The organism is Pantoea sp. EABMAA-21 (genome assembly GCF_030053335.1).
In the GTDB taxonomy this organism is placed as follows: Bacteria; Pseudomonadota; Gammaproteobacteria; order Enterobacterales; family Enterobacteriaceae; genus Pantoea; species Pantoea communis.
Map to the genome: position 1 here is coordinate 184,458 of NZ_JASGBX010000005.1, position 22,225 is coordinate 206,682.

Consider the following 22,225-nt stretch of genomic DNA (forward strand, 5'->3'; position numbering starts at 1 on the left):
TGAGTCTCTGATGAGTTTTGATATTGCAAAATACCCGACACTGGCATTAGCGAGCACGGTTCAGGAATTACGTTTACTACCGAAAGAAAAACTTCCGGTACTGTGTGACGAGCTGCGTCAGTATCTGCTGGATAGCGTGAGCCGGTCTTCCGGCCACTTTGCTTCGGGTCTGGGCGTCGTCGAACTAACAGTCGCGCTGCATTATGTTTACAACACCCCGTTTGACCATCTGGTGTGGGACGTTGGTCATCAGGCCTATCCGCACAAAATTCTGACCGGACGCCGCGATCGTATCGGCACTATCCGCCAGAAAAATGGCCTGCATCCGTTCCCGTGGCGCGGCGAAAGTGAATACGACGTATTGAGCGTCGGTCACTCATCGACCTCGATCAGTGCCGGATTGGGCATGGCGGTTGCCGCTGAGCGCGAAGGCAAAGGACGTCGTACTGCCTGTATTATTGGCGATGGCGCCATTACCGCGGGTATGGCGTTCGAAGCCATGAACCACGCAGGCGACATCAAACCTGACATGCTGGTGATCCTTAACGACAACGAGATGTCGATCTCGGAAAACGTTGGCGCACTCAACAATCGTCTGGCCCAGATTCTCTCCGGTAAAACCTACTCACGTCTGCGCGAAGGCGGCAAGCGTGTGTTGGGCGGCCTACCTCCGATCAAAGAGCTGGTGAAGCGCACCGAAGAGCACCTGAAAGGCATGGTGGTGCCGGGCACGCTGTTTGAAGAGCTGGGCTTTAATTACATCGGTCCGGTTGATGGCCACGATGTGCTGACGCTGGTGAGCACGCTGAAGAATATGCGTGACCTGAAAGGCCCGCAGTTCCTGCACATCATGACCAAAAAGGGCAAAGGCTACGCGCCTGCCGAGCAAGACCCTATCGCCTGGCATGCGGTACCGAAGTTCGATCCGGCCAGCGGTTCTCTGCCGAAAAGCGCGCCAGGCCTGCCGAGCTACTCGAAAATTTTCGGTAGCTGGCTGAGCGAAATGGCGGCGGACGATCCGCGTTTAATGGCGGTGACGCCGGCGATGCGTGAAGGTTCTGGCATGGTCAGCTACTCTCGTGACTATCCGCAACAGTACTTTGACGTGGCGATTGCTGAACAGCATGCGGTGACCTTTGCTGCAGGTATGGCGATTGGCGGTTATAAGCCGGTGGTGGCGATTTATTCCACCTTCCTGCAGCGCGCTTACGATCAGCTGATTCACGATGTGGCGATCCAGAAACTGCCGGTGCTGTTCGCTATCGATCGCGGCGGCATTGTTGGCGCTGATGGGCAAACACATCAGGGCGCATTCGATATCGCCTTCCTGCGCTGTGTGCCCGAAATGGTGATCATGACGCCAAGCGATGAAAACGAATGCCGCCAGATGCTTTACACCGGCTATCACTATCAGGCGGGTCCAAGTGCAGTGCGCTATCCGCGCGGCACGGGCACCGGTGCCACGCTGGAGCCGTTGGCCAGCCTGCCGCTGGGCAAAGGCATTGTTAAGCGCCGTGGTGAAAAGCTGGCGATCCTCAACTTCGGCACGCTGTTGCCTGAAGCACAGGCTGCCGCTGAAGCGCTGAACGCCACGCTGGTAGATATGCGTTTTGTGAAGCCCCTGGATGAAGCCTTGATTGCCGAACTGTCCACCAGCCATGATTCGCTGGTGACGCTGGAAGAAGGCGCGATCAAAGGCGGAGCCGGTAGCGGCGTCAACGAATACGTGATGGCTAAACGCCTGCGTGTGCACGTGCTGAACCTCGGCCTGCCAGATGAATTTATTCCACAGGGCACGCAGGAAGAAGTTCGTCAGGATTATCAGCTGGATGCCGCCGGTATTCAGCAGCAAATCACTGACTGGCTGGCGCAGTAATCCCCTCCCCGCTCCTGCTGCTATGCTTAGGGCATTCCTAACGCATAAGAGCAGGAGCTCCCATGAAAACCATTCGTTTAGGCCAAACCGACTTACAGGTTTCGCGTCTCTGTTTAGGCTGCATGACTTACGGCGATCCGATGCGCGGCAATCACGCATGGACCCTGCCCGAAGAGAGCAGTCGACCGCTGATCAAGCAGGCGCTGGACGCGGGCATCAACTTTTTCGACACCGCCAACAGCTACTCCGATGGCAGCAGTGAAGAGATCGTCGGGCGTGCGCTGAAAGATTTCGCCCAGCGCGATCAGGTTGTTGTCGCCACCAAAGTCTATTTCCCGCTCAGCAACCTTTCTCAGGGACTGTCACGCAAGAACATTCTGCAATCCATCGACGATAGCCTGACGCGTCTCGGCATGGAGTATGTCGACCTGCTGCAGATTCACCGCTGGGATTACGACACGCCGATCGAAGAGACGCTTGAGGCGCTGAATGAGGTGGTGAAATCGGGTAAAGCGCGCTACATCGGCGCTTCTTCGATGCATGCTGCGCAGTTCGCTCAGGCGCTGGATCTGCAAAAGCAGAATGGCTGGGCGCGTTTTGTCAGCATGCAGGATCAGTACAACCTGATTCAGCGCGAGGAAGAGAACGAAATGCACCCGCTGTGTGAACGTGAAGGCATCGCGGTGCTGCCGTGGAGCCCGCTGGCACGCGGCAAATTGACACGTCCATGGGGCGAAACCACCGCACGTTCGGTATCGGATAACGTGATGGAAAAACTCTATACCGGCACCGAAGAGAACGATGCGGCGATTGCAGAGCGTCTGGCGACCATTGCCGCCGATAAAGGCGTGACGCGTGCACAGGTGGCACTGGCGTGGCTGCTGCATAAACCGGTGGTCACAGCCCCGATTATCGGTGCATCGCGCGAGCAGCAGTTTGCAGAGTTGGTTAAAGCAGTGGATGTGGAGCTGAGTTCAACGGATATCGCCGAGCTGGAGACGGTATATCAACCGCATCCGGTTGTAGGATTCGAGTAATGATTTCACAGCCCGCGTCCTGCGGGCTATCCTGGCAGACTCATTCCGTTTAACGCTGCGGATTGCCAGCCCCTGAACGGCACCAGCTTGCTCTCAATCTTTCGTACGCGTTGTGACAGAGGGCACGTGAGTTAGGCGCACCTGCCGAATTAAAGCACCAGCCCCAATCCATACAAAATTGCCGCTGATATCACGCCTGCGATAATGTCATCGACCATAATGCCCATGCCGCCATGCACGTTCTGATCGAACCAGCGAATCGGCCAGGGTTTCCACATATCGAAGATGCGGAAGATGACAAACCCGGCCAGCACCCACTGCCAGCTCATCGCTGGGATCGCCATCAGCGTAATCCACATGCCGATAAACTCATCCCAGACGATGCTGCCGTGGTCGTGCACACCCATGTCTTTCGCCGTGCGATGGCACAGATAAACGCCCACGCTAATGCCAATCAGCACCAGCAGAGAGTAAATCTGCAACGGCAGAAAGGTCATCAACCACCAAAAGGGAATCGCGGCAATCGAACCGGCGGTGCCTGGCATGATCGGGCTCAGGCCACTGCCAAAACCGGTTGCCAACAGATGCCAGGGATTGCTCAGGCGCAGGCGGCTTTTCGCTACATCTTTACTTCGCATTAAAGTGATCAAATCCCTTGTGATTAAAACGACGTGGCTTGCCATTTTCCAGCAGCGTCAACCCGTCGGCTTCAGGCGCAATCTGCCCGATGCAGGTATAAGGCACACCAAGATGACCCAGCGCCACGTCCAGCGCACCACGATTGACTTCCGGCACGGTAAAGCACAGCTCATAATCTTCGCCGCCACTTAACGCCCAGGTCAGCACCTGTTCCGGCTCAAAATGATCGCGCAACGCAGCAGACAGCGGCAACGCTTCCAGATTGAGGCGCGCACCGACGCGGCTCGCCGTGAGAATATGGCCGAGATCGGCAATCAAACCATCGGAGATATCGATCGCCGAGGTCGCCAGATTGCGCAGCGCCTGGCCCTGCAACACGCGTGGCATCGGGCGCAGATGGCGCTTGATCAACACTTCATGGACAGCCGGATCGTTCAGGCGATGACGATGTTGTAGCAGCGACAGGCCAGCCGCGCTGTCACCCAGCGTACCGGTGACAAAGATCCAGTCGCCAGGTTTGGCACCCGAACGCTTTAATGCGCGTCCTGTCGGCACCAGACCGTGAATCCCCAACGTCAGGCTCAGCGGTCCGCGCGTGGTATCACCGCCAATCAGCTGCATATCATAGTAATCCAGCAGCTCAAACAGGCTGTCGCTAAATGCGGCCAGCCAGCTTTCATTCACTTCAGGCAAGGTAATCGCCAGCGTCAACCACGCCGGATCGGCACCCATTGCCGCCAAATCACTGAGATTCACGGCCAGCGCTTTGTAACCCAGATCGGCAGGATGGATATCACGCAGGAAGTGCACGCCCGCCACCAACGTATCGGTGCTAATGGCCAGCGTCTGTTTTTCGGGCACGTTCAGTAACGCACAGTCGTCACCAATTCCCTTCTCCACATCGCGGCGGGAGCTGGTAACGCGGTTAAAATAACGTGCGATCAGTTCGAATTCACCACAGGACATAAGTCAGGTCTCAATGAGAAAAAGGCCGGTAAACCGGCCTTTCGCATTTATTTTTTATTGGGTCGAATTTGTGGGGCTGCTTTATCCAGCACGCCGTTAACAAACTTGTGGCTGTCTTCGGCGCCAAACACTTTGGCCAGTTCGATGCCTTCGTTGATGGCCACTTTATAAGGCACATCAGAACGTTTGCTCAGCTCATACAGCGAAAGACGCAGAATGGCTTTTTCTACCTGACCCAGCTCTTCCAGCTGACGTGACAGGTAAGGCTTCATCAGACCGTCCAGGTACGCGCTGTTAGTCGCCACACCGGCCAGCAATTCGCGGAAATAGCTAATATCGACGTCTTTGACGTCTTGTTCCGCCAGAAACTGGTATTCCACATCGGCAATGTCGTTGTTCGACAGCTGCCAGGAGTAAAGCGCCTGGACAGCGCACTCACGGGCGCGACGACGAGCAGCAGGTTTCACAAAATTCCCCTTCCAAAAATCAGGCTTTGATGGCTTTCAATACGTTAATCATTTCGAGTGCAGTCAGGGCCGCTTCGGCGCCTTTATTACCTGCTTTGGTGCCGGCGCGTTCAATCGCCTGCTCGATGTTTTCGGTGGTTAACACGCCGAAAGTCACCGGAATTTCGCTGGTCATCGCCACGTTGGCAATGCCAGAGCTGGCTTCACCTGCCACATATTCGAAGTGGGCGGTGCCGCCACGGATCACGGTTCCCAGAGCCACGATTGCATCGTGCTTACCGGCTTTTGCCAGTGCGCGCGCTGCCAGAGGCAGTTCGTAAGCGCCTGGAACCCAGACCACAGTGATGTTTTCTGCTTTGACCTGGCCAATACGCTTCAGCGCATCCACCGCGCCATCCAGCAGGCTGTCATTAATGAAGTTGTTAAAACGCGCAATAACGATGGCAATGTGAGCATCAGGCGCGGCAACAGGAGCTTCGATAACTTTCATACATATCCTTTGGGTGTTTGATTTATGGCCCCGCAGAAGGGGGCGGATTCTATCATACTCTTCGGCGACGCGCTCAGGCTTTTCAGTCGGTGCTTAAGCGGGCGTCAGGGTCAGCCGCAGGTCCGCGCCAACCCTGCGCACATCGCTGAACTTCAGCTCTGGCGCATCAGCCAATTGTTCCAGTCCAGGCAGCTCACACAGACCGCGTGCCGCATTGCCCAGTAGTTTCGGTGCCACATAGACAATCAGTTCATCGACCAGTCCAACCTGTAACAGTGCCCCCGCCAGACTGGCGCCAGCTTCAACCCACACCGAGTTAATCTGACGCTGGCCGAGTATCATCATCATCGCCACCAGATCCAGTTGCTCTCCGCGCAGCGGCACCGCAATCTGGCTGACGCTGTCTGGCCAGGTTTGCTGATCGATTGCACTGCGCATCAGCCAGGTTTCGCCCGGCTGACTCATCAGTCGATGTTGCGGCGTCACACGCTGCTGGCTATCAATCACCACGCGAATCGGCTGACGCAGCGTGGCTTCATCCAGCTGCTGGCGTGCATCTTCATTCAGTTCGCCCCAGCGCACGGTTAATGACGGATCGTCTGCCAACACGGTGGCGCTGGAGGTAAGAATAGCCGAACTCTGGGCACGTAATTGTTGCACATCGCGCCTTGCCGCCGCCGAGGTGATCCATTGACTTTCGCCACTGGCCATCGCGGTGCGCCCATCAAGGGATGCGCCGAGTTTGAGCTGAATCCACGGGAAGCCAGTGCGCATACGTTTCAGAAAACCACGATTCAATGCTTCAGCTTCGCTCATCATTAAGCCGTGGCTGACTTCAATCCCGGCCTGCTGCAAACGATACAAGCCGCGTCCCGCCACTTGCGGATTGGGATCCTGCATTGCCGCCACCACGCGACTGACGCCCGCAGCGATCAACGCATCGCAACACGGCGGCGTGCGTCCATGATGGCTGCAGGGCTCCAGCGTGACATAAGCGGTCGCACCTTTAGCTTTTTCACCCGCCATGCGCAGCGCGTGCACTTCAGCATGCGGCTCGCCCGCACGGTGATGCCAGCCTTCGCCGACAATCTCGCCGTCGCGTACAATCACGCAGCCAACATTAGGATTAGGTGTGGTGGTAAAACGTCCGCGACGCGCCAGTTCCAGCGCACGCGCCATGTAGCGTTCGTCAGTCATGGCTTAGTCCTGTAAGCGGGCGATCTCTTCGCCAAAATCACGGATATCTTCGAAGCTGCGGTACACCGAAGCAAAGCGGATGTAAGCTACCTTATCGAGTTTCTTCAGCTCTTCCATCACCAGATTACCGACCAGCTTGCTGGGAATTTCGCGCTCGCCAGTGGCACGCAGTTGCGTTTTAATGTGGTTGACGGCGTTATCCACCGCATCGGCGCTCACCGGGCGCTTCTCCAGCGCCTTCATCATGCCGCTGGCGAGCTTATCTTCGTTAAAGGGTTCACGCACATCGTTGCTTTTCACCACGCGCGGCATCACCAGCTCAGCCACTTCAAAGGTGGTAAAACGCTCATGGCACACCAGACACTGGCGGCGGCGACGCACCGATGAACCTTCACTGACCAGGCGAGAATCAATCACTTTGGTATCCACAGCGGAGCAGAAGGGGCAATGCATGACGTTTCCTGTCGCGAGATAAATAGGCCACACAGTGTAGCGCGATCTTCAAAGCAACTGAATACACGCGACCGAATCACCGCCTGGCTCACAGATGCAGGATGTCACGCTCTGTAAACAAGAAAAGCCACTAAGCTTAAACAGCCAATCCGGCACATTTGCAGGAGGTCACATGGGTCTGTTCAATTTCGTGAAAGAAGCAGGTGAAAAGTTATGGGATGCCGTCACTGGCGCTGACGATCCCAGCAAAAAACTACAGGATCATATTAATCAACTCGGCTTACCTGACAGCGATAAAGTCAAAGTCGATGTGCAAGGCGACACCGTTACCGTGAGCGGTGATGGCATTTCACAGGAGCTGAAGGAGAAAATCCTGGTGGCCGCCGGTAACGTGGCAGGGATTACCAAGGTCGATGACAAGGTCACCGTCACCGACAGTGCGCCAGAAGCCGATTTCTATACGGTGAAAAAAGGCGACACCCTGAGTGCGATTTCCAAACAGGTCTACGGGAATCCCAATGAATACAACAAGATTTTCGCAGCAAACAAGCCAATGCTGACGCATCCTGATAAGATCTACCCCGGCCAGGTATTACGTATTCCGAAATAACAGAAAGGACAATGCATGACGATCAGGACGTTTTGGGCGCCCGCCGCACTTTCGCTGCTGGTGCTCAGTGGTTGTAGTTCAACGCCGACTTCACCGCAGGTCAAAGAGTTACATCAGGAAGTCAGCCAGCTTAACCAGCAGATGCGCAAGCTCACCAATCAGGCAACGGCGCTGGAAATTCAGGGTCAACTCAATGGGCAATCAACCCAGGGGGCATGGCTGTTGCCGCAAGCCAACACTCCCGTCGAGTTACAGACGCAGGTGGGCAAATTGCGCCTGTCACTGTCTCGCGTCGAGGGGGAAGCCAGTGGTAGTCGCGCCAACCTGAATATCCGTTCCACCGATGACCAGCCGATCCCCGCGCTGAGCGCCACCGTGGTATGGGGTGAGCTGGATCCAGCCAGTGGCAAACCGCTGAATGCGGAGAGTCTGAGCCAGACCATTCAGGTTGAGGCGAGTCTGATGCCACGCAGTTCGGTAACAGTGCCGCTGCGCCTGAGCGGACTGACGCCGGAGCAACTCGGCTTCGTGCGCGTGCATGATGTGCAGAGCACAGCAGCCACCAAAACCGCGCCCTGATCAGCAGGCATAAAAAAACGGGCTGCCCTTAGGCAGCCCGTTTCATTTCATCAGCAGAATTAAGGCAGGATAGAAGGCTGATCTGCGCCCTCTTTCTCCACTTTCTGCACCAGCATGTGTTCACGCTTCATACCCAGTTTCAATGCCAGAGCAGAAGAAACATAGATCGATGAAACGGTACCGATGGTGACACCGATCAGCATGGTCAGCGAGAAGCCTTTCAGCAGCGCACCACCAAAGATGAACAGAATCAGAATCATCGCCAGCGTGGTCAGCGAGGTGATCAGGGTACGGCTCAACGTCTGGGTCAGCGACACGTTAGTAATATCGTAGGAAGAACCGCGACGAATTTTGCGGAAGTTCTCACGAATACGGTCGGAAACCACGATTTTATCGTTAAGCGAGTAACCAATCACCGACATCAGTGACGCGACAATCGTCAGGTCGATCTCGATGTGTGACAACGCCAGAATGCCGCAGGTGATAATGACGTCATGCGCCAGTGCCAGCACGGTACCCAGCGCCAGACGCCACTCAAAGCGGAAGCCGATATAGATCAGAATCGCAATCAGTGCCGACAGCAGCGCCATCGCACCGGCTTGCGCCAGATCGCTACCCACGCTTGGGCCGACGAACTCAATGCGCTTCACGGTCGCGTTCTGCTGCGTCGTCTCATTGATGGAGGTCACGACTTTGTTGCCGAGCTCCTGACCTGCTGCACCGGTGGCTGGCGGCATACGCACCATCACGTCACGGCTGCTGCCAAAGTTCTGCACCAGCGGCTCCTGGAAGCCCGCTTTCACCAAACCTTCACGCAGTGCGTCCAGATCGGCCGGTTTTTCCAGGTTAATCTCAATCACCGTTCCGCCGGTAAAGTCGAGGCCCCAGTTGAAGCCTCGCACACCGATAATGGCGATAGACGCCACAATCAGCAGACCGGAGATGATGAATGCCAGCGTATCCCAGCGCATAAAGTCGACGACCTTACGCCCGTGGTTTAGCTGCTCAATACTATATTCCTGTGCCACAACGCACTCCTCAGATGGACAGCTTGTTGATGCGTTTGCCGCCGTAAACCAGGTTAACGATGGCACGGGTGCCGACGATAGCGGTGAACATTGAGGTCGCGATACCGATAGCGGTGGTGATCGCAAAGCCTTTAATGGAGCCGGTACCGACCGCATAAAGAATGATAACTTTGATCAGCGTAGTGACGTTGGCATCGACGATACTGGAGAAGGCGCCTTTGTAGCCTTCGTGAATCGCCTGCTGTACCGAGCGTCCGTTACGCAGTTCTTCTTTAATACGTTCGTTAATCAACACGTTGGCATCGACAGCAACCGCCAGCGTCAACACGATACCGGCAATCCCCGGCATGGTGAGGGTCGCACCCGGCAGCAGTGACATGATGCCGACAATCAGCACCAGGTTGCACAGCAGCGCGCTGGTCGCAATCAAACCAAATTTCTTATAGAACACCACCATAAACAGAATGGACGCGATCAGACCCCACAAGCAGGCTTCGAGACCCTGAGTGATGTTCTGCTGGCCCATTGTTGGACCAATGGTACGCTCTTCCACAATCTGAATTGGCGCGATCAACGCACCGGCACGCAGCAGCAGCGACAGCTGACGCGCTTCGTTCGGGTTGTTGATACCGGTGATGCGGAAGCTGTTACCGAGGCGCGACTGAATGTTCGCCACGTTAATCACCTGCTCCTGTTTCACCAGGATTGCACGACCGTTGGCGTCTTTCTTACCGCTGTCCTTGTACTCCACAAACAGGGTCGCCATCGCTTTACCGATGTTGTCCTTGGTGAAGTTCGACATCATGTTACCGCCCGCGCCATCCAGTGAAATGTTCACCTGCGGCTGGTTGTACTCGTCCATGCTGGACGTCGAATCGGTAATATGGTCACCGGTCAGAATCACACGCTTGTACAGCACCACTGGCTGGCCTTCACGCGTCTCTTTCACTTCCGAATCACCCGGCACACGGCCACTCGCCGCGGCAGTTGGATCAACGGTGGTGTTTACCAGACGGAATTCCAGGGTCGCAGTGGCACCCAGAATCTCTTTGGCACGCGCCGTATCCTGAATACCCGGCAGTTCCACCACGATGCGGTCAGAACCCTGACGCTGCACCAGAGGCTCGGCAACGCCAAGCTGGTTCACACGGTTACGCAGGATATTGATGTTCTGCTGAACCGCATACTCACGGGCTTCGCTCAGACGCGCATCGGTCATCACCGCACGCAGCGTATCGCTGCCGACGCTGGAGATCACCAGATCGCGATGACGCGGTGACAGGTAGCTGATCGCCGCATCACGGCTGGCACCGTCGCGGAAACGCACTTCTACACCGTAGTTAGCGATTTTATTGACGTTGGTATACGGGATGCTTTTGTCGCGCAGGTCACTGCGCAGGCCATCGGCATTCTGCTCTTGCAGCTTGCCCAGAGCGGTATCCATATCCACTTCCATCAGGAAGTGTACGCCGCCACGCAGATCAAGACCGAGTTTCATCGGCTGTGCAGCCAGCATGGTCAGCCAGCGCGGAGTAGCCGGCGCGAGGTTGAGTGCCACAACATAGTTGTCGCCCAACGCGGTAGTGATGGCATCACGCGCGCGCAGCTGCGCATCCTGATTGTCAAAACGGGCCAGAATGGCGCCATTTTCCAGAGCGAGGGATTTGCTCTGGATATTATCTTGTTTTAATAAAGTCTGGACCTGATCCAACGTCTGTTCACTGGCGGCGCCACCGCGCGCACCAGTGATCTGAACGGCCGGATCCTCTCCATAAAGGTTAGGAAGCGCATAGAGCAGGCCGACGAGAATCACGACGACCAGCATGATGTACTTCCACAAAGGATAACGGTTTAACACGGCAGTTCCCTTCGGGAAGAAAAAATTACAGCGCCTTCATAGTACCTTTCGGCAGAACGGCGGCCACGAAATCACGTTTTACAACTACTTCAGTGGTGTCGTTCAGGGCGATAGAAACGTAGCCGTTGTCAGCCACTTTGGTCACACGACCTACCAGGCCACCGCTGGTTAACACTTCATCACCTTTAGAGATGGAATCCATCAGCTTCTTGTGATCTTTAGAACGTTTCTGCTGCGGGCGCAGAATCATGAAATAGAAGATCAGACCAAACACCACCAGCATGATCACCAGAGAATAAGGACTTCCCTGAGACGGAGCGCCTGCTGCGGCAACGGCGTCAGAAATGAAAAAGCTCATTAAATTTCCCTCATTGATAGAATTATCAGACGTTTAACGGTGGAACCGCTTTACCCGTCCGTTGGTAGAACTCGCTAACAAAGTGCTCTAATTTACCCTCTTCGATGGCCTTACGTAAACCCGCCATCAGACGCTGGTAATAGCGCAGATTGTGAATCGTATTCAGACGTGCGCCCAGTATTTCGTTACAACGATCAAGATGATACAAGTAGGCGCGGCTATAATTGCGACAGGTGTAACAATCACAATCCGCATCCAGCGTTGCCGTGTCATCTTTATACCTGGCGTTACGGATTTTCACCACGCCATCGGTCACAAACAGGTGACCATTACGCGCATTACGCGTTGGCATGACGCAGTCAAACATATCGATACCGCGGCGAACGCCTTCCACCAGATCTTCTGGCTTGCCGACGCCCATCAAATAACGCGGTTTATCTTGCGGAATTTGCGGACAGACGTGTTCCAGGATACGGTGCATGTCCTCTTTAGGTTCACCCACCGCCAGGCCGCCCACAGCGTACCCATCAAAGCCGATATCTACCAGACCTTTAACCGAGACATCTCGTAAATCTTCGTAAACACCGCCCTGAATAATGCCGAACAGCGCATTTTTATTCCCGAGTGAATCAAAGCGATCGCGGCTACGCTGCGCCCAACGCAGTGACATCTCCATCGAACGTTTGGCGTAATCCCAGTCTGCTGGATACGGCGTACACTCGTCGAAAATCATCACCACGTCTGAACCGAGGTCGTACTGAATTTCCATCGATTTTTCCGGATCGAGGAAAATCGGGTCGCCGTTGATCGGATTACGGAAATGCACGCCCGCTTCGGTGATCTTACGAATGTCACCGAGGCTGAACACCTGGAAGCCGCCGGAGTCAGTGAGGATCGGTCCCTGCCAGTTCATGAAATCATGCAGGTCACCGTGCAGTTTCATAATCTCCTGGCCCGGGCGCAGCCACAGGTGGAAGGTATTACCGAGCAGGATCTGCGCGCCGGTGTCTTTCACTTCTTCCGGCGTCATGCCCTTCACGGTGCCGTAGGTGCCCACAGGCATGAATGCCGGGGTTTCCACCACACCACGATCGAACACCAAACGGCCACGGCGCGCGCGCCCGTCGGTGGTATCTAATTCAAATTTCACATTGACCTCATTAGATAATCAGAGAAACAGTCTGATTATTAAGCTCCAACCACTTCGTCAGGAGCCTGTGGATTACGGGTGATGTACATGGCATCCCCGTAGCTAAAGAAACGGTACTGCTCTGCCACCGCGCTTTGGTAAGCCGCCATGGTAATTTTGTAACCGGCAAATGCTGACACCAGCATAATCAGCGTCGATTCCGGCAGATGGAAGTTGGTGATCAGCGCATCAATCACCTGATAGTGATAGCCGGGATAGATGAAGATCTGCGTGTCGTCGAAGAAGGGTGCAATCAGCGCATCCTGAGCCGCCTGCGCCGCGCTCTCCAGAGAACGCACGGAGGTGGTGCCCACCGCGACCACTTTGTTGCCACGCGCTTTACACGCCAGCACCGCATCCACCACATCCTGCGGCACTTCGGCATACTCAGAGTGCATGATGTGGTCATTGATGTTCTCGACGCGCACCGGCTGGAAGGTACCTGCGCCAACGTGCAGCGTGACAAATGCCATTTCGATGCCTTTCGCGCGCAGCGCGTCCAGCAACGGTTCATCAAAATGCAAACCGGCGGTCGGTGCGGCTACCGCACCCGGACGCGCACTGTAAACGGTTTGATAAAGTTCGCGATCCGCTTCTTCGTCCGGACGATCAATATACGGCGGCAGCGGCATATGACCGACGCTGTTAAGGATATCCAGCACTGCGCGGTCATCGGCAAATTCGATTTCAAACAGCGTATCGTGGCGCGCGACCATGGTGGCTTTGACGCTTTCGTCATCGCCCAGCAGCAGCTCTGCACCCGGCTTCGGCGCTTTCGAGGCACGCACATGCGCCAGCACGCGTTTGTCATCCAGCATGCGCTCCACCAGCATCTCGATTTTGCCGCCACTGGCTTTTCGGCCGAAGACACGCGCCGGAATAACGCGGGTATTGTTAAACACCAGCAGGTCGCCCGGATTGAGTTTATCCAGTACGTTGGTAAACACTTCATGGCTTAACGCCCCACTTGGGCCATCCAGCGCCAGCAAGCGGCAACCGCTGCGCTGCGCCTGCGGATAGTGGGCGATCAAAGATTCTGGCAACTCAAAAGCAAAATCGGCTACACGCATGCATCACTTCTTTCAGGACTCAAAAAACAGGCGGCATAGTTTAGCGGAAAAGCGGCAAATTCTGAACAACTGGCTGCATATCTGTGATTCTGCCTATAATGCGCCATGAACTTTCTCGCTCACCTTCACCTCGCACAGCTGGCAGACAGCTCCCTGCTGGGCAATCTGATGGCCGACTTCGTGCGCGGCAATGTGCAATCGCAATGGCCGGAACCGGTTGTGGCGGGCATCGCTATGCATCGCCGACTGGATGTTTTGACGGATAACCTGCCGGAAGTGCGTGAAGCGCGGCAATTCTTTCGCGCTGAAACTCGTCGCGTTGCGCCCATCACGTTGGATGTCATCTGGGATCATTTCCTCGCGCTGCACTGGGACCAGCTGCACCCTTCCCAATCGCTGGTCGCGTTCACGGCGGCAGCCGAGCGTGAAATCATGCCGCAACTGCCCGGCACGCCAGAAGGATTCATCGAACTCAATTCGGTGATGTGGCGCGAGCGCTGGTTTGAGCACTATGCCGAACCAACGCGGCTGGCCCGCGTATTGAGCGGTATGGCACATCGCCGCCCGCGTCTGGCAGCACTGCGCGACTCCTATCAGGATTTTGTCGATCATTATCAGCAACTTGAACCGCTGTTCTTCCAGTTCTATCCGCGCCTGATGGACGCTGCGCGCCACCAGCAACTCTAAACCCGCTTTTTTTCACAATCCCAGCATTTACGCCTCTTGCCAGCCGCACTCATCTGCGGCTTAATGAAACCTTTCTTAACTTTTGTTAAGTAGGTCACACCGCCAGGTCGCCTGTTTCGGCGTTTTTTGTCACTTCGTTTGTCAGAAAATGATAAGAGGGAAAGATGTCATCAGCTACGCTAACCGAACTTGACGCGCGTTATCACTTTGCCTGTGATGTCGCTAAAACTGCAGCCAGCCGCGCTTTATCCTGGTATCAGCAGCGTCATCAACTGGTGATTGAGCATAAAAAGGATTTACAGGATGTGGTTAGCGAAGCCGACCGCAACGTGGAAGAATTGGTCAAGCACCTGATTTACGAACGCTTTCCCGATGACGCCGTGCTGGGTGAAGAGAGCGGTGGTGAAACTACAGGTGCGCGCTTTGTCTGGGTGATTGACCCGATTGATGGCACCAGTAACTTCCTGAATGGATTACATAACTGGTGCGTGTCACTGGCGATTGTCTGTGAAAATGAGCCGGTAATTGGCGTGGTCTGCGATCCCAACCATCATGAAACCTTCCACGCCTGCCGTGGTAAAGGCGCATGGGTTAACGAAAAACGTATTCAGGCGCACAGCGCTCAGCATCTCAATCAGGGCGTGCTCGGCATTAGTAGTTCCAACAGCCAACCGGTAGAACCGCTAACAGCCTTTATTGGTGGCTTGCTGTCACAGGGCGGGATGTTCATCCGTAATGGCTCTGGCGCATTAATGAGTGCCTGGGCCGCCGCTGGTCGTTTAATTGGTTATTACGAAGCGCATATGAATCCGTGGGACGGTTTACCCGGTATTGTATTGATGCGTGAGGCCGGCGGCATAACCAATGATTACCTTGGTCACAACGGTCTGCAGCAGGGCAATCCTGTGCTGCTCGCCAATAGCGTTATCTACCCTCAGCTCAAAGCACTGTTACCCGCGCATATCAGCCTGTAGCCGATTCACCACATCATGAAAGATAAGCCTGAAGGATAATCCGGGCTTATCTTTTCGCTATTTATGCTTCAGCGGTGTAAATACAAATACCACCTTAATCTGCGATTATTCTAATTTTCTTCCGCCCTGATATTTAGCGGCTAAAAGCGCGTATTCTGTCAGCGTCAATCATCCCTTGTAATACCCATTTTTCTCCTTTGTAACTTTTTTCGGCGACAGGATGCGCCGATTTATTTTTTCTGGAACGCATAACCATTCTTATCCTAACTTCTGGGTTAAATTATGACTGCGAATGCCTCTCACCGTTATCGGGCGGATATTGACGGCCTGCGCGCCGTCGCCATCATTCTGGTGGTACTCTTTCACTCCGGCGTCACCTCGCTGCAGGGTGGCTTTATTGGTGTCGACCTCTTCTTTGTTATTTCCGGCTTTCTGATCGGCGGTATTATCAGCAAGGAAATATCCGAGGGTCACTTCTCATTTTATCAATTTTATTTACGCCGCATTAAACGTATCGCTCCCGCGTTATTTTTCATGATGACGATATTGCTGCTACTGGGCTTCATCCTGCTCTCACCGCTAGAGTTCAGCCAGCTGGCCAAATACAGCCTGGCGGTATTTATCGCCGTACCCAATATGCTGCTACTCAAGAGCGGTGACTATTTCAGTACCGATTCCGATTTAAATCCCCTGCTCATGACCTGGTCATTGGGAATAGAAGAACAGTTCTATATTGTGCTGCCATTCATTCTGCTTTTGGCCGTACGACTCAAACGTTCGATGCGCTCTGTGGTACTGATACTGAGTGTGATCTCTTTGGTGGCCTGTATCGGGATCACACCGTTTGCCACCACCCACGCCTTTTATCTGTTGCCAACCCGCGCCTGGGAACTCGGTGCCGGTGTGCTGCTGGCGCTGTGGAAACCACAACCCCTCACCGGCCGAGCGGCCAGCCTGCTCAATCTGCTGGGTTGGATGATGATTATCTCCGCCAGCCTGTTGCTTAGTAGCCATAGCCAATTTCCGGGCTGGTTGGCGATCATTCCCGTGCTGGCGGGTTGCCTGATGATCGGTGCGCGCAGCGAGCTTAACCAGTTACTGTTAGAAAATCCGCTGATGCGCTTTATCGGCAAGATCTCTTATTCCTGGTACCTGTGGCACTGGCCGCTGCTAAGTCTGGCGCGCATCTGTAGCGATCACCCCCTTACCGTCTGGCAAGGTTTGATGATCTGCGGCGCAGCGCTGGGTCTGGCCTGGTTTTCTTGGCGCTTTGTCGAGCAGCCCTTCCGCCAGACGCGCATGGGCACGCGTTGGGTGATCCCCGGCTACTGTGCCTCTTCCCTGATTGCGGCGGGTGCGATGCTACTGTTGTGGCAAACCGGAGGCATGAAATCGCGGGTTAGTGAACTCGTCGTGAATGCGGACAGCTGGAAAATTTCGGCGCAGCGTAATCCGTGCTTGCTTGATTACGGGGCAAACCTGCCCTCCAGGCATGAGGAGTGTCATCCAAACACCGATCGCCCCGGTATCGCCTTAATTGGCGACAGTCACGCTGCCGCACTGCGTGCTTCGGTGTCGGGCTATGCACAACGTCAGCATAAACCGCTGTATCAACTCACCAAAGCCTCCTGCCCGTTTCTGATTGGTGCCACGCGCGTGGTGAGCCAAATGCCACATCATGCGCAGCAATGCATCACTTTTAATCAGGAAGTGCTGAAGATGGTGCTGAGCGACAAGGTGGACGAAGTGGTGATCAGCGCCTATTGGGCATCGGGTATGAGCCTGTTGCCCGGTGCCGGTTTCCGCGAAACCGATCATCCTGAAAAGAGTAATCTTGAGGCGCTGCAAGCGGGTATGGATCGCGTGGTGGCTCAGCTGACTCAGGCGGGCAAAAAGGTCACGGTAATAGAGGATGCGCCTTCAGTGGACGTTGACCCGCTGCGCTACAGCAATAACCGTAATATCCCGATTCGTCGCGAATTGAGCGCCTGGCTGAGCAAGTGGGAAGCTCCGCCGCTGCTCTCTGAGCGCACCAGATTGTTCCAGTTCCCGGAAGAGGCCGTGGAGAAATTATTGCAGCGCTATAAGCAACAAGGCGTACGCGTGTTATCGCTGCGAGAGAATCTGTGTAATGAGCAGGGCTGTTTGATCACCAGCGGAGGATTGCCGCTCTATTATGATGACAATCACCTGAGCCCGGCGGGCGGAGAGATTGCGTTGGGTAGCAATTGGTAGTCGTGCTTCGGCCTGCGCTTTTCATCATACTTAAAAGCTCAGGGCGGGAATCTCTCCCGCCCTGAACACTACCTATCCTTCCACGCTTAACGGGCAAACATCCCACCCGTTATGCGCATCAGAATGATCAGGCTTTCTGCTTTTTCGCCAGCGGCCAGGCCAGCAACAGCAGCACAATCCACGCGAAGCCAACATACAGCGACACGCGCGTGTCAGGGAAATAACCGATCAAGGCAATGATGAACACCAGGAAAGCCACGCCAAACCAGGCGGTTTTGCTGCCGCCAGGCAGGGCGAATTGCAGTTTACCCGCCTGCTCTATGCCAATTTTGCGGCGAAACGCGATTTGCGACAGCAGAATCATGATCCACACCCACACCGTGGCGAAGGTCGCCAGCGACGCGATCACCAGGAACACTTTTTCCGGCATCAGGTAGTTGAGATACACGGCGATCAGCATCGCCACCATCATCACCAGCACGGTGACCCAAGGAATCCCGCGATCCGAGACCTTCTGGAACATCTTCGGCGCATGGCCCTGCTGCGCCATGCCGTGCAGCATACGCCCGACGCCAAACACATCGCTGTTGATCGCCGACAGTGACGCCGTCAGCACCACGAAGTTAAGAATCGATGCCGCCGCTGCAATGCCCAGATGCTGGAAAGTCAGCACAAAGGGACTGCCGGAGGTGCCGACCTGGTTCCACGGATAGATCGACATGATGACAAACAGCGTGCCGACATAGAACACCAGAATACGCAGCGGAACGGAGTTAATGGCGCGTGGAATCGACTTCTCAGGCTCTTCCGCTTCACCGGCGGTGATACCGATAATTTCAATGCCGCCATAGGCAAACATCACCATCTGCAGTGACAGCAGCATACCGACAATGCCGTGAGCGAAGAAGCCACCGTTGGTCCACAGGTTATGGATACCCGTAGGCTGACCGCCGTTGCCGATGCCCCAGAAAATCATGCCAAAACCGGCGATGATCATGATGATAATGGTGGCGACTTTGAAGAAGGAGAACCAGAACTCGACTTCACCAAACACCTTCACGCTCATCAGGTTAATGGCACCGATAATCAGCACCACCGACAGCACCCAAATCCAGTGCGGTACTTCCGGGAACCACACGCCCATGTAGATACCAAAAGCCGTCACGTCGGCAATCGCCACAATCAGGATTTCAAAACAGTAGGTCCAGCCGGTGATGTAACCTGCTAACGGCCCCAGATAGTCCTGCGCGTAGCGCGAAAACGAGCTGGCCTGCGGGTTATTCACTGACATCTCACCCAAGGCACGCATGATGATGTACGCCACCGCACCGCCGATGATGTACGCCAGCAGCACGCTGGGGCCTGCCATTTTGATCGCATCCGCCGAGCCGTAAAACAGCCCGGTACCGATTGCCGATCCCAGCGCCATAAAACGGATGTGGCGCGTGCTCAGTCCGCGTTTGAGCTTGTTGGTTTCTTGCATAACACCAATACCTTGTAAATGAAAAAACCACGGGCAAGCCCGTGGTTGAAATTAACAGCAATGTCGATTACGAGTGGGCAGCGACCTGTTCGCGTCCTTTTGCCCGATCGACCACCGCGGCAATCACCAGCATCACCAGCGATGGCGGCAACCAGGAGAGTCCCTGATCGGCCAGTGGCAGATGCTGGCTAAAAAGCGGCAGCACATCTTTAAAATTGGTGGTTTTGATGGCATCAACGATGCCAAACAGCAGGCTCACCAGCATGGTTGGCGCGATAATACGCGTGCTCTTATTCCACCATTTCAGGGTGAAGCTCAGCACCACCAGCACGATGCACGGTGGATAAATCGCCGTCAGCACCGGAATCGAGATCTGAATCAGGTGGCTCAGGCCGAGATTCGACACCACCATGGAGAACAGACCCAGAATAAACACCAGCGCTTTATACGACAACGGCAGGTATTGCGCAAAGAATTCCGCACAGGCGCAGGTCAGGCCAACCGCCGTCACCATGCAGGCCACGAAGATCAGTGCTGCCAGGAAGAAGCTGCCCATGCCGCCAAAGGTCTGCTGCACATACGCATGCAGAATCGCTGCACCATTGGCATTCTGATCAACCAGGCCAGCACTGCCAGAACCGAGTTTGAACAGGCTCAGGTAAACCAGCGTCAAGCCAACACCGGCAATCACGCCCGCCAGCATGGTGTAACGGGTCAGCAGTTTCGCATCTTCAACGCCGCGAGAACGTGCCGCATTGACGATAACAATACCAAACACCAGCGCACCCAGCGTATCCATCGTCAGATAGCCGTTAACGAAGCCGCTGGAGAAGGCCGCACGCTGGTAATCAGCCGTAGCAGGCGCGATACCACCGGCCGGCCACAGCAGTGCTGCCAGACCGAGAATGGTCAGCGCCACGATTTTCAGCGGAGCGAGGAAGTGGCCGACAGTGTCCAGCAATTTGCCAGGATACAGGGAAATGCCAATCACCAGCGCAAAATAAATCAGGCTGTAGATAAACAGCGGCAGCGCGCCATCACCAGTCAGCGGAGCAATCCCCACTTCAAACGACACGGTCGCCGTACGCGGCGTAGCAAACAGCGGACCGACCGCCAGGTAGCAAACCGTTGCCAGCAACAGACCTGCGGCTTTACCAATCGGCGAGCTGAGGGCATCAATGCCGCCGCCCACGCGCGCCAGTGCGATAACGGTCATCACCGGCAAGCCAACGGCCGTAATCAGAAAGCCGAAAGCGGCAACCCAGACGTGTTCGCCAGACTGAATCCCCACCATCGGTGGAAAGATAATGTTTCCTGCGCCTACGAACAGGGCAAACGTCATGAAGCCCAGCGCCAGGATATCCTTGGAGGTTAAACGATGTGTCATAAACTTCTGTACTGCCTGTAGCTGATGTTGCGGTGGAAGTTGAGTGCGTGTTGTCCTCTGCATGCACAAAAACAAAGGCTTATCTGATGAGTTCAGAGCGTTATGCGGGCCTAATCGTTAAAGCGCAGGTGATTTAATCTACTTTTCTTCTGTTCGCAGAGGGATTAATCGACAACGGCGCAAATTAAAACGTTTATAGCGAAGAAAGGCAATACGGGATCGGAAAACCAGAAGGATATAACAAGAAAGTGACGCAAAGCAGTTTATCAGCGTGGAATAGCGTGAAAACACCTCAGATGATTTGCTTAAAGTTTCCGCATCACGGGAGATCTCCTCGCAAAACCGGGCTCTTAAATGCACAAAAGGCGCGATTTACGCGCCTGTTTGCACAAGTTTACAGCATCACCACACCTGATTGGCGATATCGACCACCAGACGAATCTTCTGCCACTGCTGCGCTTCCGTCAGGCTGTTGCCCTCTTCTGTCGAGGCAAAGCCACATTGTGGGCTGAGGCAAATCTGGTTCAGGCTCACAAACTGAGAAGCTTCCTGCAGGCGCGCTTTCACCTGCTCCGGATCTTCCAGTTCACCGTTCTTAGTCGTGATCAGACCCAATACCACTTGCTGATGGCCGGGTTTGATAAAGCGCAGCGGCTCAAAACCACCGGAACGCTCGTTGTCATATTCGAGGAAGTAAGCATCGATATTCACCTGACCAAATAGAATCTCGGCCACCGGCTCATAGCCACCTTCGGAAATCCAGGTTGAGCGGAAGTTGCCGCGGCACACATGCAGACCAATGGTCAGGTCAGCTGGTTTATCTTCCAGCGCTTTGTTCAGCACCTCAGCGTAAATACGCGCCAGTTCCTGCGGATCTTCACCGCGCTCACGGATCTGCTGCTGCTGATCCGAAGAGCACAGGTAAGCCCAAACAGTGTCATCCAGCTGCAGAAAACGGCAGCCCGCCGCGTAGAAAGCCGCGATCGCATCTTTGTATGTCTGCGCCAGGTCAGCAAAGTACGCTTTCAGATCGGGATAGACGGTGGCATCGATCACTTTACGGCCACCACGGAAGTGCAGCACGCTTGGGCTTGGGATGGTCATTTTCGCCACGGCGTCGCCCGCAATGCTTTTCAGGAAGCGGAAGTGATCCAGCATCGGGTGATGTGGATTAAAGGCCACCTTGCCGGTGACTTTCACGCCGTGCGCTTTGGTTTGCACGCCGTTGAACTGGATGCCCTGCTCCGCTTCAAATAGCTCAACGCCTTGCAGATCGCCAAAGAAGTCAAAGTGCCACCAGGCGCGACGGAACTCGCCGTCGGTGACCACTTGCAGGCCGTTGGCGCGCTGCTGCTCGACCACGTGGCGGATTTCTTTATCTTCTACCTGACGCAGCTGCTCAGCCGTGATCTCGCCATTGGCAAACTGCACGCGCGCTTGCTTGATCGCCGCAGGACGCAGAAAACTGCCGACGGTATCGGCACGGAACGGTTGTTGTTGTGGCATGTTCACTCCTGGCTAAACGCATAATTGCGTCAGGGTATAATTTCACCCGGTTATTTATAGCCATCTGGATGGCTAAATGTCCATAAATAGTGACATGCTGAAACAAATTGGGCAATGGAAGAAAATTCAGGTGACG

21 protein-coding genes are annotated in these 22,225 nt (G+C 55.0%); 7 read left to right on the forward strand and 14 right to left on the reverse strand.

The features are described 5' to 3' along the window. Positions 1-10: 10 nt before the first annotated feature. Both dxs and QMZ65_RS09695 read left to right on the forward strand, forming a co-directional pair. Entirely contained in the window at positions 11-1,876 is a 1,866-nt protein-coding gene (gene dxs / locus QMZ65_RS09690; RefSeq protein WP_166933712.1) for a 1-deoxy-D-xylulose-5-phosphate synthase, read from the forward strand. Positions 1,877-1,938: 62 nt separating this feature from the next. Continuing rightward, a complete protein-coding gene (locus QMZ65_RS09695) occupies positions 1,939-2,913 on the forward strand; it encodes an aldo/keto reductase (RefSeq protein ID WP_097117498.1) in 975 nt (324 codons plus the stop codon). 149 nt (positions 2,914-3,062) lie between these two features. Here QMZ65_RS09695 and pgpA read toward each other — a convergent pair whose 3' ends face one another. The 6 genes from pgpA to nrdR all read right to left on the reverse strand — a co-directional run bounded on the left by pgpA (position 3,063) and on the right by nrdR (position 7,125). Beyond that, entirely contained in the window at positions 3,063-3,551 is a 489-nt protein-coding gene (pgpA, locus tag QMZ65_RS09700) for a phosphatidylglycerophosphatase A (protein WP_034831038.1), read from the reverse strand. After that, positions 3,541-4,518, reverse strand: a complete 978-nt coding sequence (gene thiL / locus QMZ65_RS09705) for a thiamine-phosphate kinase (RefSeq protein ID WP_034831036.1) — start codon at positions 4,516-4,518, stop codon at positions 3,541-3,543. Before thiL ends, pgpA begins: the two co-directional genes overlap by 11 nt. 47 nt (positions 4,519-4,565) lie before the next feature. Then, a complete protein-coding gene (gene nusB / locus QMZ65_RS09710; protein WP_038648596.1) occupies positions 4,566-4,985 on the reverse strand; it encodes a transcription antitermination factor NusB in 420 nt (139 codons plus the stop codon). Between the two features lie 19 nt (positions 4,986-5,004). Beyond that, positions 5,005-5,475 carry a 6,7-dimethyl-8-ribityllumazine synthase gene (gene ribH, locus QMZ65_RS09715; RefSeq protein WP_160867938.1) on the reverse strand — a complete coding sequence of 157 codons (471 nt, stop codon included), beginning with the start codon at positions 5,473-5,475 and terminating at the stop codon, positions 5,005-5,007. Positions 5,476-5,568: 93 nt separating this feature from the next. Continuing rightward, the gene (gene ribD / locus QMZ65_RS09720) at positions 5,569-6,672 is read right to left on the reverse strand and encodes a bifunctional diaminohydroxyphosphoribosylaminopyrimidine deaminase/5-amino-6-(5-phosphoribosylamino)uracil reductase RibD (RefSeq protein ID WP_283215910.1); all 1,104 of its coding nucleotides are present in this window, start codon (positions 6,670-6,672) and stop codon (positions 5,569-5,571) included. Positions 6,673-6,675: 3 nt separating this feature from the next. After that, positions 6,676-7,125 (reverse strand): transcriptional regulator NrdR, encoded by a 450-nt coding sequence (nrdR, locus tag QMZ65_RS09725; protein ID WP_034831027.1) that lies wholly within the window; start codon positions 7,123-7,125, stop codon positions 6,676-6,678. A 172-nt stretch (positions 7,126-7,297) separates the two neighbouring features. Between nrdR and lysM the strand changes: the two genes are divergently transcribed. After that, positions 7,298-7,735 carry a peptidoglycan-binding protein LysM gene (gene lysM, locus QMZ65_RS09730; RefSeq protein ID WP_045833917.1) on the forward strand — a complete coding sequence of 146 codons (438 nt, stop codon included), beginning with the start codon at positions 7,298-7,300 and terminating at the stop codon, positions 7,733-7,735. A gap of 15 nt (positions 7,736-7,750) precedes the next feature. Then, positions 7,751-8,314: a SadB/YajI family lipoprotein gene (locus tag QMZ65_RS09735; protein ID WP_097117501.1), complete on the forward strand. Its 564-nt coding sequence runs from the start codon at positions 7,751-7,753 to the stop codon at positions 8,312-8,314. A gap of 59 nt (positions 8,315-8,373) precedes the next feature. Here QMZ65_RS09735 and secF read toward each other — a convergent pair whose 3' ends face one another. The 5 genes from secF to queA are packed head-to-tail and all read right to left on the reverse strand — an operon-like array spanning position 8,374 to position 13,817. Next, positions 8,374-9,342: a protein translocase subunit SecF gene (gene secF, locus QMZ65_RS09740; RefSeq protein WP_038648607.1), complete on the reverse strand. Its 969-nt coding sequence runs from the start codon at positions 9,340-9,342 to the stop codon at positions 8,374-8,376. Between the two features lie 10 nt (positions 9,343-9,352). Then, a complete protein-coding gene (secD, locus tag QMZ65_RS09745) occupies positions 9,353-11,200 on the reverse strand; it encodes a protein translocase subunit SecD (protein WP_160867942.1) in 1,848 nt (615 codons plus the stop codon). A 25-nt stretch (positions 11,201-11,225) separates the two neighbouring features. Then, the gene (yajC, locus tag QMZ65_RS09750) at positions 11,226-11,558 is read right to left on the reverse strand and encodes a preprotein translocase subunit YajC (RefSeq protein ID WP_034831018.1); all 333 of its coding nucleotides are present in this window, start codon (positions 11,556-11,558) and stop codon (positions 11,226-11,228) included. A 25-nt stretch (positions 11,559-11,583) separates the two neighbouring features. Then, positions 11,584-12,708, reverse strand: a complete 1,125-nt coding sequence (tgt, locus tag QMZ65_RS09755; RefSeq protein WP_097117503.1) for a tRNA guanosine(34) transglycosylase Tgt — start codon at positions 12,706-12,708, stop codon at positions 11,584-11,586. Positions 12,709-12,746: 38 nt separating this feature from the next. Then, positions 12,747-13,817 carry a tRNA preQ1(34) S-adenosylmethionine ribosyltransferase-isomerase QueA gene (gene queA / locus QMZ65_RS09760; RefSeq protein WP_283215911.1) on the reverse strand — a complete coding sequence of 357 codons (1,071 nt, stop codon included), beginning with the start codon at positions 13,815-13,817 and terminating at the stop codon, positions 12,747-12,749. 105 nt (positions 13,818-13,922) lie between these two features. Between queA and QMZ65_RS09765 the strand changes: the two genes are divergently transcribed. The 3 genes from QMZ65_RS09765 (at position 13,923) to QMZ65_RS09775 (ending at position 17,713) form a co-directional block, all read left to right on the forward strand. Further along, positions 13,923-14,504 carry an ACP phosphodiesterase gene (locus QMZ65_RS09765; protein ID WP_097117505.1) on the forward strand — a complete coding sequence of 194 codons (582 nt, stop codon included), beginning with the start codon at positions 13,923-13,925 and terminating at the stop codon, positions 14,502-14,504. 164 nt (positions 14,505-14,668) lie between these two features. Next, positions 14,669-15,478 (forward strand): inositol monophosphatase family protein, encoded by an 810-nt coding sequence (locus tag QMZ65_RS09770; RefSeq protein ID WP_097117506.1) that lies wholly within the window; start codon positions 14,669-14,671, stop codon positions 15,476-15,478. Between the two features lie 282 nt (positions 15,479-15,760). After that, positions 15,761-17,713 (forward strand): acyltransferase family protein, encoded by a 1,953-nt coding sequence (locus QMZ65_RS09775; RefSeq protein WP_160834000.1) that lies wholly within the window; start codon positions 15,761-15,763, stop codon positions 17,711-17,713. Between the two features lie 127 nt (positions 17,714-17,840). Here the strand turns inward: QMZ65_RS09775 and proY are convergent, their stop codons facing one another. The 3 genes from proY to QMZ65_RS09790 form a co-directional block, all read right to left on the reverse strand. Beyond that, positions 17,841-19,196 carry a proline-specific permease ProY gene (gene proY / locus QMZ65_RS09780; RefSeq protein WP_283215912.1) on the reverse strand — a complete coding sequence of 452 codons (1,356 nt, stop codon included), beginning with the start codon at positions 19,194-19,196 and terminating at the stop codon, positions 17,841-17,843. 67 nt (positions 19,197-19,263) lie between these two features. Next, the gene (gene brnQ / locus QMZ65_RS09785) at positions 19,264-20,583 is read right to left on the reverse strand and encodes a branched-chain amino acid transporter carrier protein BrnQ (protein ID WP_160834002.1); all 1,320 of its coding nucleotides are present in this window, start codon (positions 20,581-20,583) and stop codon (positions 19,264-19,266) included. 402 nt (positions 20,584-20,985) lie between these two features. Next, positions 20,986-22,089 (reverse strand): cobalamin-independent methionine synthase II family protein, encoded by a 1,104-nt coding sequence (locus tag QMZ65_RS09790; RefSeq protein ID WP_160834003.1) that lies wholly within the window; start codon positions 22,087-22,089, stop codon positions 20,986-20,988. Between the last annotated feature and the right edge of the window lie 136 nt (positions 22,090-22,225).